Source organism: Brachybacterium muris, assembly GCF_016907455.1.
Lineage (GTDB): Bacteria > Actinomycetota > Actinomycetes > Actinomycetales > Dermabacteraceae > Brachybacterium > Brachybacterium muris.
Genome location: NZ_JAFBCB010000001.1, coordinates 2,406,424 through 2,421,350 on the forward strand (window position 1 = coordinate 2,406,424; position 14,927 = coordinate 2,421,350).

A 14,927-nucleotide genomic window follows, 5' to 3' on the forward strand; every position below is an offset into this window, starting at 1 on the left:
AGCTGGTAGTGGGGTACGAGGCCGGCGAATGACTACGGCACGGGGCTGAGTAGTCGCGCACGGCGACGGTCAGTCCGGACTGTAGTACCGGCCTACTTCCTTTTGGCCGTTCGACCCATGGCTCACGTACACCACATTGGGGTTCCCCGTGTCTGCCCAGTGGCCGTAGAAGCGCGTCGGCGTCGTCGCGCGACCGTCAGCCCCTGCATTCAGATCGAAGGAGGCCCACTCACGGAACTGTCCATTGGGGTGGACGTTCTTGTAGACCACCGTGTAAGTCTGGCCTGGTTGGAGGTTCTGAAGGGTGATCGTGAAGTAGTAGCAGTTGTCGGAGCTGCACCCACTGGTCCCCGGAGGAACCTTCCCGCCCCAGTTGGGACCGCCCCCGGCCACCTGCGGATCCGGCGGGGTGTACGTGGAGGCCTTCCCGGTGGCCGAGCGCTCCTCGCTGTACATCTCGCGACCGCTCTTGGAGACCGTGCGAACTCGAACATCGATCTTCCGGGACTCCCCGGAGCCGAGCTTCTCCTCCCGGGTGTAGGAGGTGTTCCTGGCGTTCTCCCAGCCGCCTCCGTCCACACGGTACTGCAGGGTCTTACCGCCGGCGCCGCCGTCGCTGCCGTTGGCGGTCATGGTGAAGGTGACCGGACAGGTGTTCGCATCGGTGCAGGGCGAGCTCTTCGTGCTGATCACCGGGGGATCCGGCTTCGTGTAGGGCTTCACCGAGTTGGAGGCCTTGGAGACCTTGCTCTCGCCGCCCTTGAATCGGTTCCGGGCCTGGACCTGGAAGGCGTACGAGGTGCCATTGTCGAGCCCTGTGACCTCCAGTGATGTGGCCGGGGCCTTGACCTCGCGTCGGCCACCACCGCTCCAGGTGACGACGTACTCCTCGATCCGCGTGCCGTTGCCCGTGGCAGCGTCCCAGGTGACGGTCGCCCGACCATTGGGACCATTGCCGGCCCCCTCGTCGGGCATGGACGCCTGCACACCGGTGGGTGCCGCAGGAACCGCCCACGGGGTGACCGGGTTGGAGGGCGCGGAGGCCTTGACTCCCTCCCCCACCGAGTTCACACCCGTGTAGGTGAAGGTGAACTCGGTGTCCTGGTCCAGGCCCCGGAACGTGTGCGACCGGGTGGAGGCGTTCACGGTGGCGGAGACTCCGTTGGATGCACGGACGATGTACTCGGTGATCGGTTCGCCGTTGGCCTCAGCGGTGGTCATGGCCGGCCAGGTCACCTTCACACCACCGCCCAGAGGATTGTTCACGCGTTCTGCGGTGATGGCTCCGGCGGGCTTGCCGGGCCGGCCGGCCGGGTGCTCGGCCACGGACCAACTCGACCACTCCGAGGGCTCCGGCGCCAGATTGTGGGCACGCACGCGGTACTTGTAGTCGGTGCCATTGCTCAGGCCCTCCCACACGTGCTGCGTGACCCCGCCCTCGAAGTTCTTCTCCGTGAGCTCGCCTGTGACGGTGTTCTGCATCTGCAGGTCGTACCGCTGGATGGCGGAACCGCGGTTGGCGGGCGCCGCCCAGGTCACGGTGAGGCTGGTGTCCCCGCGCGTCGCCGACGGCGGGCCGGGAGCCTCCGGGCGCACATCGGGCCGCGCCGGCGCCGAGGGGGCCGAGGGTTCGGACTCCCCCACCTCGTTGATGGAGATCACCTGGAAGGTGTACTCCACATCGTTGGTCAGCCCCGTGATGGTGCACGAGGTCGAGGGGCAGTCCTGCGATACAGCGGGGCCGGAGGCCGTGGTCACGCGGTAACCGGTGATCGGGGCACCGTTGTCGTCACCTCCGGTGAAGTTGAGGTCCACCATCCCGTCACCCACCTCGGCGACGCGGGGCGCCAACGGCGCATCCGGCTTCCCGCGCACAGTCACCTGGATCTCCCCGGGGACATCACGGTCGGGGTCCTCGGTGTCGTCGCGCACGGTGTAGACGACGGTGAGGATGCCGTTGAAGTCGGCGGCAGGGGTGATCACCACGTTCTCACCCTCGACCGCGACCTCAGCGGTGCCGCTGGTGGCGACGGCGTTGGTGATCGTCCTGTTGCCACCCGGGAACGGGTTGGAGTCGTTGGCGAGCACAGGTACCGAGTCCGTGGTCCCGGCATCGATCACGGCGGTGTCCAGCACGGTCGTCAGCAGGGGCCGACTGGACCCGCCCACGGTGATCTGGACGGTGGCCTCGACCGGATCGTTCGTGCCGTCGGTGACGGTGACCGGCACCGAGATGATGGTTCCCTTCGTCGCCTGCGGAGTGGCCTGCGCCGTCACCGAGGTGCCGTCCAACCCGATCGTCACCTCCGGGTCCTCGGTGTACGCGCCGAGGGCGAAGGTCAGTTCATCGTCCTCAGGGTCCGACGCGGAGGCGGCCAGGTCCACCGAGGTCTGCGGGCCGCCCTGCTCCACCTCCATCAGTGCACCCTGCAGGGTGGGGGGCAGGTTCTCGTCCTCGGCGGCCACCTCGACCGGGATCGCGAGGGTCGCGGTTGCGGCCATCGGATCCCCCACCTCGCCGTCGGTGACCTCCACGGAGATCGTGTCCGGACCCGAGAAGTCCTCTGCTGCTCGGTACAGGAGGGTGGACTCGTCCTGGACCAGCTGGGTGCCGTCGGTGCCCCGGGCGACGACCAGATCCGGGTCGGTCACCCTCGCAGACTCGGCGCCCGGCCGAACCCTGATGTTCTGAGGATCGGAGAGGTCGATGGTCGTCTCGCTGCCGGCCTGGACCTGGATGGTCTCCCCCACCCACACCGGTGCCTGCTTGGCGCGGCCCGGCACCCAGATGTACCCGTTGGAGGTGCGATCGTCCGCGTCCTGGATCTCATAGCGGTACCGCTGCTGCTCATCCTGCGGGGTGACACGGACGATGCCGCCCTCGACGATCTCCACGCCCTCGGGGCTGCCCTCGAGGGTGACGGTGAGGTTGGCCGTGCTGCCATCGGGGTCGGAGTCGTTGGCCAGCACGTCCACCTCGATCGCCTCGGCCTCCGGGTCCAGCACGTCGGCCGCTGAGACGAAGTCGTCCCTGGCGATCGGGGAGCGGAACGGCGCGTTCTCATCGACCTTGAGGGTGACAGTGGCCGAGCTCTTCAACTGACCGTCCGAAGCGCTGTACAGCACCTGGTAGGTGCCGTTCTCGGACGGGGTGGTGGCGGTCACCATGTTCTCCGCGGCGTTCTCCGCCTCGCCGTGGACATGGATCTCGGAGAGTGCTTCGGTGTCGGCCGGGACGATGCTCAGCGGTGTCCCTTCCGGGTCGGTGTCGTTGTCCAGCGCATGGACCTGCACCTCGCGATCGGGCCGGACCTCGACGATGTCGTCCACCGCGTACGGGGGCTGATTCATCTCGTTGGGCTCGGCGATGCCCACCAGCACCTCGGCTGTGCCCACCGCCCCCTGGCGGTCCATCACCTGGTACCGGAACCGCTCGGTACCGACGGAGTTCTCATGCGGCACGTACTCGATCCACTCGCCGGTGGCAGAGACCACCTCGCCCAGCTGCGGGGTAGGACTGGTGACGCCCATCAGCATCACGGAGTCGCCGTCGGGATCGATACCGGTGGTGGGGACGGGGATGCGCACGGTGGTGCCGGCGACCGTACGTGCGATCAGGTTCTCCGGGCGCGGAGGAGCGTTGGAGGCATCGGCAGGGATGATCCGAAGCGTCAGGTTCGCGCCACCCTTACGACCTGTCTCGTCGACCGCCTCGTACTTGATGACGGCCTCGCCGCTGGCGTCGTCGTCGGCGATGAAGCGCACCTGGTCCTGGAGGGTCTCCACCCGGCCCTTGCCCTCGGCCTGGGAGCCATCGAGCTCCTGACCCAGTGAGAGCTTGGAATCCGTGGGAGAGATGTCGTTGCTGAGCACGTTGACCACGACCATGTCACCGGCCCGCACCGTGGCGCGGTCGGGCACACCGATGGGGTCGGCGAACTGGGTGTCAGTACTGGCCACCATCACCCGGATGGTGCCCTCCGCGGTACCGGCGGAGTTGGCGACCTGATACGTGAGAGCCACGGGCTCCTCACTCACCACCGCGCCTGGTTCAGCCTCCACGCGAACCAGGGAATGCGCGACCACGGTCACCTTCAGGCCGCTTCCCTCGGGGACCGTGACCGAGTTGACCACCAGGACACCACCGGTGGGGTCCACGTCGTTCTCGAGCGGGTCGACCAGGGTGTCGGCTCCGGTGGTGACCGTGCCCATGTCGTCCACAGCCACCGGCAGCAGCTGCTCGGAGCTGGGTTCCACCACGTCCACGCGGATGATCCCCAGGGACGCTGAGCTGGAGCTGCTCGCCGCGACCGTGTACTCGAGGTAGTAGGTGCCGGGTGCATCGCCGGCCACATTGACGGTTCCTGCTTCGAGAGCAGCGTCGACGGTGAGCGCCTCCGCCTCGGAGACATTGGTCAGTTCGAGCTGACCGCCGTTGGGGTTGAGATCGTTGGCCAATGGCTTGATGGTGGCGGTGCGGCCGGCGACGATGCGCACATGATCAGCAGTGGTGATCGGGGCGAGGTCGTTCTCAGCGACGGCTTCGATCTTGAGGGTGCCCTCGCCCTGCATGCCGTGCTCGTCACGGAAGGTCAGCTGCACATCCTTCTCACCGGTGGCGATACCGGCATCGGTGAAGGTGACGAGGCCGTCCGCCCGGAACGTCACCACATCCTCGGGCTCGACCGTGGCGTTGGCGAGGTAGAAGGCATCACCGTCCGGGTCCTGCCAGTACGGGAGGACGTTGAAGGAGACCTCCTCGCCGGAGCGCACCTGGACCTTGGTGACCATCTGATCCGAGGGCTCCGGGGCCCCGTTCTCGTTGGATGGCTTCACGTCGAGGGTCACGGTAGCGGTGTCGGACTCCTTGCGGCCATCGTCGACGCGATAGGAGAAGGTGGCAGTGCCAGTGGCATCGTCGTTCACCACGATCTGCAGCTGGGTGCCGCCCTGGATCGGGGTGACCGTGCCGACGGACGGCTGCTCCCCCTCCACGGTGACGGTGAGGATGTCACCGTCGGGGTCGTTGTCGTTGCGAGTGACCGGCAGCACGACGCTCTTGCCCGCACGCACACCGAACTGGTCATCGACCGCGACCGGCTTGCGGTTCTGCTCGTCGCGCTCCGCCGCGACATTGGTGATGGTCGTGGTGAGGGTCTTCTTCTCCCGCACCTCCGCTTCGGCCATCTCGATGTCCTGCTCGATCAGCCACTCATCCACGAGCTGCATCTCGTCGCCGATCATCCACGAGAGCCCGAACTTCTGGTCGTTCAGCACGACCAGATCGTGGTTCACGCGCAGGACCAGAGCGCCGTCGCTCTTGGCATCGGGGACCGACTCGCTGATCACCTTGTCGCCGCACGCGCGGACGTAGGCGAGCGATTCGTTCCATGCTCCGTAGGCGCATCCCTTCGCCTGGGCCGGCGCCACGGGGGTACCGGTGCCGCGCGCAGGATGGACCTGAGCGCTGCCTCCGTTCAAGGGGATGACGAACAGCGAGTCCTGAGTGGCCAGGACGACATTCTCGGAGGCGGGGCTGGGCTGCTGGATCCGCGCCGAGCCGAGATCGGCGACACCGTACTCGGTGAGCTGGTACTCCTTGTGCTTCGTGCCGATGCGCAGCATGCGCTGGGCTCGATCGAGGATCACGGGCTCCTCGCCCACTGCGGTCAGCTCCACCGTTCCCGCTTCCGTGGAGAGCCCACCGACCTCGATCGGGTCCTCCGCGGTGGTCTTGCGGGTGTCGATGTTGCGAGGGAACACCAGCAGGCTGTCACCCTCGAGCAGGAACACCGTGCCTGCGGTGCTCACCGCGACCTGGAGATCGCCGGACTTCGACTCGTGCGTGGGCTCCACCGACCCGGCCGAGAACGCGGCCGCTTCATCAGGGGACAGGATCCAGAGCCGGCCATCGGGAGCGGCGATCGCCACCCGGTCCCCTCCGAGGCGCACCTGGGAGTTGGGCGGGAGCTCCACCATGGCGTTGCGGCTCACTGCCGCAGTGTTGATCGGTGTCATGCCGCGCGGACCGGTTTCGATCACCGTGTAGCCCGCTTGCAGCAGTTCGAGATCATCACCGTTCTGGGCGAGACGCGCGTCGAGCTCCTGGGCAGCGACGTTGAGCCGCCCCATCAGCCGCTCCTGCTCGTTCATCACCCAGACGCCACCGTTGGAGACCTCGACGTCCGAGGACGACAGGCCGCGGAAGTTGATCGCGAAACCCGTGATGACCAGCGCCACGATCGCCAATACCGCCGCTGAGACCGTGCTGGAACGGCGTCGTCGCCGCTTCACCCCCGCGGTGATCGACATGGAACCCCCCTATGAAGAACGAACTGACGGACGCCCACCCACGAGCAGATCGTCCTCAGCGACGACATCCTCGGAACCGACCGATCGGTGCGCGCACTGGTCCAGGGTACTGTGCCAACGCACTCTCGGCTACGCGGCACTGGTCACGATGAGCGATACCACTGCTCCCGCACGCGAGACGGCCCGTCGAACAGCCATGATTCAGCGTCGACGCTCCACCAGAGTGCGGGTGAAAGCGATCAGAGCCTCCCGTACCGGCCCCTCCGGCAGCTCCTCGAGGATCGCGACGGCATCGTCGGCGGTGCGTTGGGCGAGTGCGCGGGTCTCTTCCAGCGCCGGGTCCTGACGCAGCATGGTGACGACCCGGGAGAGCGCCTCGTCATCGCTGAGATCGCTTTCGAGCGCATGCACCAGGGATTCGGCGCCGAGATCTCCCTCAGCGGCCCGACGACGCACCAGCAAGGTGGGCATCGTCGGAACTCCTTCCCGAAGGTCTGTACCAGGGGTCTTGCCGCTGGTATCGGGATCACTCTCGAGGTCGAGCACGTCATCGGCGAGCTGGAAGGCAACGCCCACCTTCTCGCCGTAGCGGCGCATCACATCGTCCACACCCTGCGGAGCGCCGGACAGCTGCGCACCGAGCTGACCTGCCAAGGCCAGCAGGGACGCGGTCTTGTCCGCCAGGACGGATACGTAATGGTCGAACGGGTCCTCACCCTCCTGGGGGCCCACAGTCTCGTGCAGCTGGCCGAGGCACAGCCGCTCGAACGTCAGGGAGTGCAACCGGACGGCTTCGGTACCGAGGCGCGAGCTGAGACCGCTGGCCCGGGCGAAGAGGAAGTCGCCGGTGAGGATCGCGACGTTGTTGCCCCACACCTCGTGCGCCGCGCGCGTGCCACGCCGGGTGCTCGCCGAGTCCATGACGTCATCGTGGTACAGGCTGGCCAGATGCGTGAGCTCCACCAGGACGGCACCGTCGATCACGTCGTCGCGGTGCATGTCCCCGAGGGCCGCGGCCAGCAGGACCAGCATGGGGCGAACGCGCTTGCCCCCGGCGTCCATGAGGTGTCGTGCGGTCCACCGCGCGAGGTGGTCATTGGTCGCCACGGAGTCTCGGAGCCGATCCTCGACGGTGACGAGACGCTCCATGACAGCCTGAGCCAGATCCTCATCGATGTCGGGCACGGCCGACAGGCTGGACGACATGGTTCTCCTGGGGGTTTTCTGCCGGCGAACGCGGGAGGCCGGCGGGATACGGTCACGATGGCGGAGGAATCCGTTGCCCGGTTGGGCGCGAGGACCGCAGCCCTCCTCGAACTCTCCGCAGCACACGAGTCTACCGCCCACGGACCGCAATGGTCGGCGATGATGACCGCACGGGCCCAACCGATCTCGGGCATGAAAAAAGGGAAGGGACGAAAGAGGAGCACACCCAAACAGGTGATGCTACAACTCCTTCATCCCTTCCCGAATGAAGATGTCCGGCGGCGACCTACTCTCCCACACCCTCCCGAGTGCAGTACCATCGGCGCAATCGAGCTTAGCTTCCGGGTTCGGAATGGAACCGGGCGTTTCCTCGACGCTATGACCGCCGTAACACAACGAGACCCAACCAGCCCCCAACACAACCCACTAGGGGCCATGCAGGCCGTTGTTTCCCAAGAACCACACAGTGGACGCGAACACACAGATAAACAATCACACAAGTGAAGTGTTTGAGTAAGTCATCAGCCATTAGTACCAGTCAGCTCCACACGTTGCCATGCTTCCACATCTGGCCTATCAACCCAGTCATCTACTGGGGGCCTCTCACACTAAAAGTGCATGGATATCTAATCTTGAAGCAGGCTTCCCGCTTAGATGCTTTCAGCGGTTATCCCTTCCCGACGTAGCCAACCAGCCATGCCCTTGGCAGAACAACTGGCACACCAGAGGTCAGTCCATCCCGGTCCTCTCGTACTAGGGACAGGCCTTCTCAAATATCCAACGCGCGCAGCGGATAGGGACCGAACTGTCTCACGACGTTCTAAACCCAGCTCGCGTACCGCTTTAATAGGCGAACAGCCTAACCCTTGGGACCAACTCCAGCCCCAGGATGCGACGAGCCGACATCGAGGTGCCAAACCATGCCGTCGATATGAGCTCTTGGGCAAGATCAGCCTGTTATCCCCGGGGTACCTTTTATCCGTTGAGCGACACCCATTCCACAATGAGGTGCCGGATCACTAGTTCCTGCTTTCGCACCTGCCCGACATGTCTGTCTCGCAGTCAAGCTCCCTTGTGCACTTACACTCAACACCTGATTGCCAACCAGGCTGAGGGAACCTTTGAGCGCCTCCGTTACTCTTTAGGAGGCAACCGCCCCAGTTAAACTACCCATCAGGCACTGTCCCTGATCCGGATCACGGACCGAGGTTAGGAATCCAGAACGACCAGAGTGGTATTTCAACAACGACTCCACACTCACTGGCGTGAATGCTTCCCAGTCTCCCACCTATCCTACACAAGCCGTCCCGAACACCAATACCAAACTATAGTAAAGGTCCCGGGGTCTTTCCGTCCTGCTGCGCGTAACGAGCATCTTTACTCGTAATGCAATTTCGCCGAGTTCGCGGTTGAGACAGTGGAGAAGTCGTTACGCCATTCGTGCAGGTCGGAACTTACCCGACAAGGAATTTCGCTACCTTAGGATGGTTATAGTTACCACCGCCGTTTACTGGGGCTTAAATTCTGAGCTTCGCTCCGAAGAGCTGACCCGTCCTCTTAACCTTCCAGCACCGGGCAGGCGTCAGTCCGTATACAGCGTCTTACGACTTCGCACGGACCTGTGTTTTTAGTAAACAGTCGCTTCTCCCTGGTCTCTGCGGCCCTCAGAGCTCTCACTCCTTGGGCCCCCCTTCTCCCGAAGTTACGGGGGCATTTTGCCGAGTTCCTTAACCACGATTCTCTCGAACGCCTCGGTATTCTCTACCTGATCACCTGAGTCGGTTTAGGGTACGGGCGACCGTATTCGTCACGCTGGAACTTTTCTCGGCAGTACAGGATCACTCACCTACGCCCATACGGGATCCCCATCACGTCTCACCCTCATGGCCACGCATTACCGTGACCGGGCTGCACGCTTAGACGGACTATTCCATTAAGTCCGCGGAAGCTACCTCTCTGCGTCATCCCTCGCGCTGACCTACTACACCCTTGGTTCCCAGCCTCACTCACGCACGCACCCCGAAGGGCACGAGGCAAGCTCGGGTGGTTAGCATCAGATGCCTCGGTATGGGTCCTCCTACGATCGGTTCGGGAATATCAACCCGATGTCCATCGACTACGCCTGTCGGCCTCGCCTTAGGTCCCGACTAACCCAGGGCGGATTAACCTGGCCCTGGAACCCTTGATCAATCGGCGGACGGGTTTCTCACCCGTCTTTCGCTACTCATGCCTGCATTCTCACTCGTACAGACTCAACCACTGGGTCACCCCGCGGCTTCGCTGTCTGCACGACGCTCCCCTACCCATCCCACAATAAAGTGAAATGACACAGCTTCGGCGGTGTACTTGAGCCCCGCTACATTGTCGGCGCGGAATCACTTGACCAGTGAGCTATTACGCACTCTTTCAAGGGTGGCTGCTTCTAAGCCAACCTCCTGGTTGTCTCAGCAACTCCACATCCTTTTCCACTTAGCACACGCTTAGGGGCCTTAGCTGATGTTCTGGGCTGTTTCCCTCTCGACTACGAAGCTTATCCCCCACAGTCTCACTGCTGCGCTCTCACGTACCGGCATTCGGAGTTTGGCTAAGGTCAGTAACCCGGTGGGGCCCATCGCCTATCCAGTGCTCTACCTCCGGCACGAAACACGCAACGCTGCACCTAAATGCATTTCGGGGAGAACCAGCTATCACGAAGTTTGATTGGCCTTTCACCCCTATCCACAGGTCATCCCCTCCATTTTCAACTGAAGTGGGTTCGCGCCTCCACGCGGTCTTACCCGCGCTTCACACTGCCCATGGATAGATCACTTCGCTTCGGGTCTAGAGCCGGCGACTGAACGCCCCGTTCAGACTCGCTTTCGCTACGGCTACCCCACACGGGTTAACCTCGCCACCGACCACTAACTCGCAGGCTCATTCTTCAAAAGGCACGCCGTCACCCCGTAAGGCTCCGACGGATTGTAAGCGCACGGTTTCAGGTACTATTTCACTCCCCTCCCGGGGTGCTTTTCACCTTTCCCTCACGGTACTTGTCCGCTATCGGTCACGAGGTAGTATTCAGGCTTACCAGGTGGTCCTGGCAGATTCACACCGGATTTCACGGGCCCGGTGCTACTCGGGAACAGCATCACGCCGCACAACAGTTTCGTCTACGGGGGTCACACCCTCTACGCCGTCGCACTCACCACGACTTCGACTACCAATGCACGTCCACGTCGGATCGCCGGCAGACAATCCAGATACGTCCCACAACCCCCAACCTGCAACCCCTGCCGGGTATCACACAGACCAGGTTTAGCCACTTCCGCTTTCGCTCGCCACTACTCACGGAATCACTATTTGTTTTCTCTTCCTGCGGGTACTGAGATGTTTCACTTCCCCGCGTTCCCTCCACACCACCTATACATTCGGTGGCGGGTACCGCGACATGACTCGCGGTGGGTTTCCCCATTCGGACATCCTCGGATCACAGGTCGGTTGTCACCTCCCCGAGGCTTATCGCAGACTCCTACGTCCTTCATCGGCTCCTCGTGCCCAGGCATCCACCGTACGCCCTTAAAGACTTGGCAAACACTACAAAGACACTCATATAAATTGCTTACAAGATGCTCGCGTCCACTATGCAGTTCTCAAGAAACAACCCCACACCACCACCTGAGCCGATACCGGCAACAGGAAGCAGGGAGGACCAGCCACACACCCCCACACAAAGCAGGGGCCGCGTGCAGCCTCACAACCCAATAGCGTGTCTCCACCTCAAACCACACCCACCACCCGTTCCACACCCCAAAGGGCCGTACTAGGACAATGACTGCAGCGAAGCGCCCATTCGTTGATGTTCCACCCTTGAGCAACCACCCCCACCACACGCGGGTGAGCAGATGGCCACCAAAATTGGTGATGCTCCTTAGAAAGGAGGTGATCCAGCCGCACCTTCCGGTACGGCTACCTTGTTACGACTTAGTCCCAATCGCCAATCCCACCTTCGACAGCTCCCTCACGAGGATAGGCCACTGGCTTCGGGTGTTACCGACTTTCGTGACTTGACGGGCGGTGTGTACAAGGCCCGGGAACGTATTCACCGCAGCGTTGCTGATCTGCGATTACTAGCGACTCCGACTTCATGGGGTCGAGTTGCAGACCCCAATCCGAACTGAGACCGGCTTTTTGGGATTCGCTCCACCTCACAGTTTCGCAACCCATTGTACCGGCCATTGTAGCATGCGTGAAGCCCAAGACATAAGGGGCATGATGATTTGACGTCGTCCCCACCTTCCTCCGAGTTGACCCCGGCAGTCTCCCATGAGTCCCCGCCATAACGCGCTGGCAACATGGAACGAGGGTTGCGCTCGTTGCGGGACTTAACCCAACATCTCACGACACGAGCTGACGACAACCATGCACCACCTGTGCACCAGTCCGAAGAAAACCCCATCTCTGGAGTCGTCCGGTGCATGTCAAGCCTTGGTAAGGTTCTTCGCGTTGCATCGAATTAATCCGCATGCTCCGCCGCTTGTGCGGGCCCCCGTCAATTCCTTTGAGTTTTAGCCTTGCGGCCGTACTCCCCAGGCGGGGCACTTAATGCGTTAGCTACGGCGCGGAAAACGTGGAATGTTCCCCACACCTAGTGCCCAACGTTTACGGCATGGACTACCAGGGTATCTAATCCTGTTCGCTCCCCATGCTTTCGCTTCTCAGTGTCAGTAATGGCCCAGAGACCTGCCTTCGCCATCGGTGTTCTTCCTGATATCTGCGCATATCACCGCTACACCAGGAGTTCCAGTCTCCCCTACCACACTCTAGCCTGCCCGTACCCACCGCACGCCCGAGGTTGAGCCTCGGGTTTTCACGGCAGACGCGACAAGCCACCTACAAGCTCTTTACGCCCAATAATTCCGGACAACGCTTGCGCCCTACGTATTACCGCGGCTGCTGGCACGTAGTTAGCCGGCGCTTCTTCTGCAGGTACCGTCACTTTCGCTTCTTCCCTACTGAAAGAGGTTTACAACCCGAAGGCCGTCATCCCCCACGCGGCGTCGCTGCATCAGGCTTTCGCCCATTGTGCAATATTCCCCACTGCTGCCTCCCGTAGGAGTCTGGGCCGTGTCTCAGTCCCAGTGTGGCCGGTCGCCCTCTCAGGCCGGCTACCCGTCATCGCCTTGGTGAGCCATTACCTCACCAACAAACTGATAGGCCGCGAGTCCATCCCCCACCGAAAAACTTTCCACAACACACCATGCGGTGCGAAGTCATATCCGGTATTAGCCCCGATTTCCCGAGGTTATCCCGAAGAGGGGGGCAGGTTACTCACGTGTTACTCACCCGTTCGCCACTAATCAGACAAGGCAAGCCCTGTCGTCATCGTTCGACTTGCATGTGTTAAGCACGCCGCCAGCGTTCGTCCTGAGCCAGGATCAAACTCTCCATGAAAACATAGAAAAAATCCCAGCATTCAAACAAACAACCAGCAAATTCATATCTGCTAATCATCCGAAAAATGCCATTCAAAATAATGGCATCAACAAACAGACACGCTATTGAGATATCAAGCAACACGCGCACATCGTTGACTGACCGCATTGCGGCTCGTCTCAGAGGCTCGGTGGCGCCGGTCGCCTTGCAGGATCTTGATCCTGCCCGGTCCGACTTTTGCTTCGTCGTCCCGGCGCGAGTCACTACTCTAGCAGTTCTCCGCGGCCGTTTCAACTCCGCTCCGTGTGGTCTGCGTCTCGATCGTTTCGCTGTGCGACCTTCTCGATCCGCTCACCTCGCGGCCGACCCCCGAGGGGATCGCATCCCCGCTCCTACTGCCTCTCCGCTTCGCTCCGACCCTCTCGGATCCGCTCTGCTTCGTGGCCGTCCTTGCGGCGACAAGGGAAGACATTACGGGGCTGCGGCACCTCCGTCAAACCGCCGATGTAACCCCTTGTTCACCTCGCCGTGCCCCCATCTCCGCAGGTCAGCGGGCTTTTCTGCCCGCCGATGCCCGGTTTCGGGGCCGAATGTGACCTGTTCTTGTTAGGGGTGTCACCAAGGTCAGTCGGACAGTTGCACCATAGCGGCCGTCTTCCTGCCGCGACGTAGCAGGAGGTGCTTGCCGGGCAGGGGCGAGAGCGCGGCCAGCTCACCGGCGAGATCATCGCCGGCGATCTTCTCGCCGTTCACGGAGAGGCCTCCTTCGTCCGCCGCTCGGCGGGCCGCCCCCTTTGAGGGGACGATCCCCGCAGCGACGAAGGCATCGACCAAGGAGGTGCTGCCGGGCAGCTGGGCCCCGGGCAGTTCACCCGCGATCGCACGGATCGTCGGCTTGTCCAGCTCGCGCACATCACCGCGGCCGAACAGCACGCTGGCGGCGGCCTTCGCCTGATCCGTGGCCTGCTGCCCGTGCACCAGAGTGGTGAGGTCATCGGCGAGGGCACGCTGTGCCCGCCTCTCATGGGAGGCATCCTGAGTGGCCTGCTCCAGCTCCGCGATGTCCTCGCGGTCCCGGAAGGTGAAGAAGCGCAGGTAGTTCATGACGTCCGAGTCCGCAGCGTTCAGCCAGAACTGGTGGAAGGCGTAGGGGCTGGTGAGCTGGGGGTCCAGCCAGACGGAACCGCCCTCGCTCTTGCCGAACTTGGTGCCGTCGGCCTTGGTGACCAGCGGCGTGGTCAGGGCGTGCACGTCGTGGCCCTCCACCTTGTGGATCAGGTCCACGCCCGAGAGCAGGTTCCCCCACTGATCGTTCCCCCCGTACTGCAGGGTGACACCGTGGCGCCGATGCAGCTCGAGGTAATCGATGCCCTGGAGCACCTGGTAGCTGAACTCGGTGTAGCTGATCCCCTCATCGCTGGCCAGTCGCCTGGCCACCGTGTCCTTGGCCAGCATCGTCCCCATGCGGAAGTGCTTGCCCATGTCGCGCAGAAACTCCAGGGCGCTGAGGCCGCCGATCCAGTCCAGGTTGTTCACCATGGTCACGCCGTACTCGCCCTCGAGGTCGAGGAAGCGGGAGATCTGATCGCGCAGCGAGTCCACCCAGCCGGCGACGACGGAGGAGTCATTGAGGACCCGCTCCCCCGACATGCGCGGGTCGCCGATCAGGCCGGTGGCCCCGCCCACCAGGGCGATGGGCTTGTGGCCGGCCAGCTGGAAGCGGCGCATGGTGAGCACCTGGGTCAGGTGGCCGACGTGGAGGGAGGACGCGGTGGGGTCGAAGCCGCAGTACAGGGAGACCGGTCCCTTGGCCAGAGCGCTTCCGAGCGCCTCGCGCCCGGTGGTCTGCACGACGAGTCCTCGCCAGTCGAGGTCGTCCAGGACGGTCTGCATCAGAGTGTTCCTTCCGGTGTACGGCGTGGCCCTGTCGTCGGATCGACCGGTGCGACGCTGGGCGCCGCGGCGTGGCCGGACATGACGTGGGGCCGGTCCCGAGG

General features: G+C 63.2%; 3 protein-coding genes and 3 rRNA genes. All 6 read right to left on the reverse strand.

The genetic code is table 11. From position 1 onward, the window contains the following. Positions 1-69 precede the first annotated feature (69 nt). Entirely contained in the window at positions 70-6,312 is a 6,243-nt protein-coding gene (locus JOD52_RS11165; RefSeq protein WP_239551876.1) for an Ig-like domain-containing protein, read from the reverse strand. Between the two features lie 201 nt (positions 6,313-6,513). Further along, positions 6,514-7,518, reverse strand: coding sequence for a polyprenyl synthetase family protein (locus JOD52_RS11170; RefSeq protein ID WP_017824178.1), 1,005 nt, complete (start codon positions 7,516-7,518; stop codon positions 6,514-6,516). 273 nt (positions 7,519-7,791) lie between these two features. Then, positions 7,792-7,908, reverse strand: a 5S ribosomal RNA gene (rrf, locus tag JOD52_RS11175). 119 nt (positions 7,909-8,027) lie between these two features. Further along, positions 8,028-11,087, reverse strand: a 23S ribosomal RNA gene (locus JOD52_RS11180). 342 nt (positions 11,088-11,429) lie between these two features. Continuing rightward, positions 11,430-12,948, reverse strand: a 16S ribosomal RNA gene (locus JOD52_RS11185). Together the 16S, 23S and 5S rRNA genes form the textbook arrangement of a ribosomal RNA operon. 606 nt (positions 12,949-13,554) lie before the next feature. Beyond that, entirely contained in the window at positions 13,555-14,823 is a 1,269-nt protein-coding gene (tyrS, locus tag JOD52_RS11190; RefSeq protein ID WP_204410006.1) for a tyrosine--tRNA ligase, read from the reverse strand. Positions 14,824-14,927: the final 104 nt, after the last annotated feature.

Excerpts from the sequence above, each read along its gene's own strand:
- JOD52_RS11165 (WP_239551876.1), bottom strand. The coding sequence starts at position 6,312 with ATGTCGATCACCGCGGGGGTGAAGCGGCGACGACGCCGTTCCAGCACG.
- JOD52_RS11170 (WP_017824178.1), bottom strand. The coding sequence starts at position 7,518 with ATGTCGTCCAGCCTGTCGGCCGTGCCCGACATCGATGAGGATCTGGCT.
- tyrS (WP_204410006.1), bottom strand. The coding sequence starts at position 14,823 with ATGCAGACCGTCCTGGACGACCTCGACTGGCGAGGACTCGTCGTGCAG.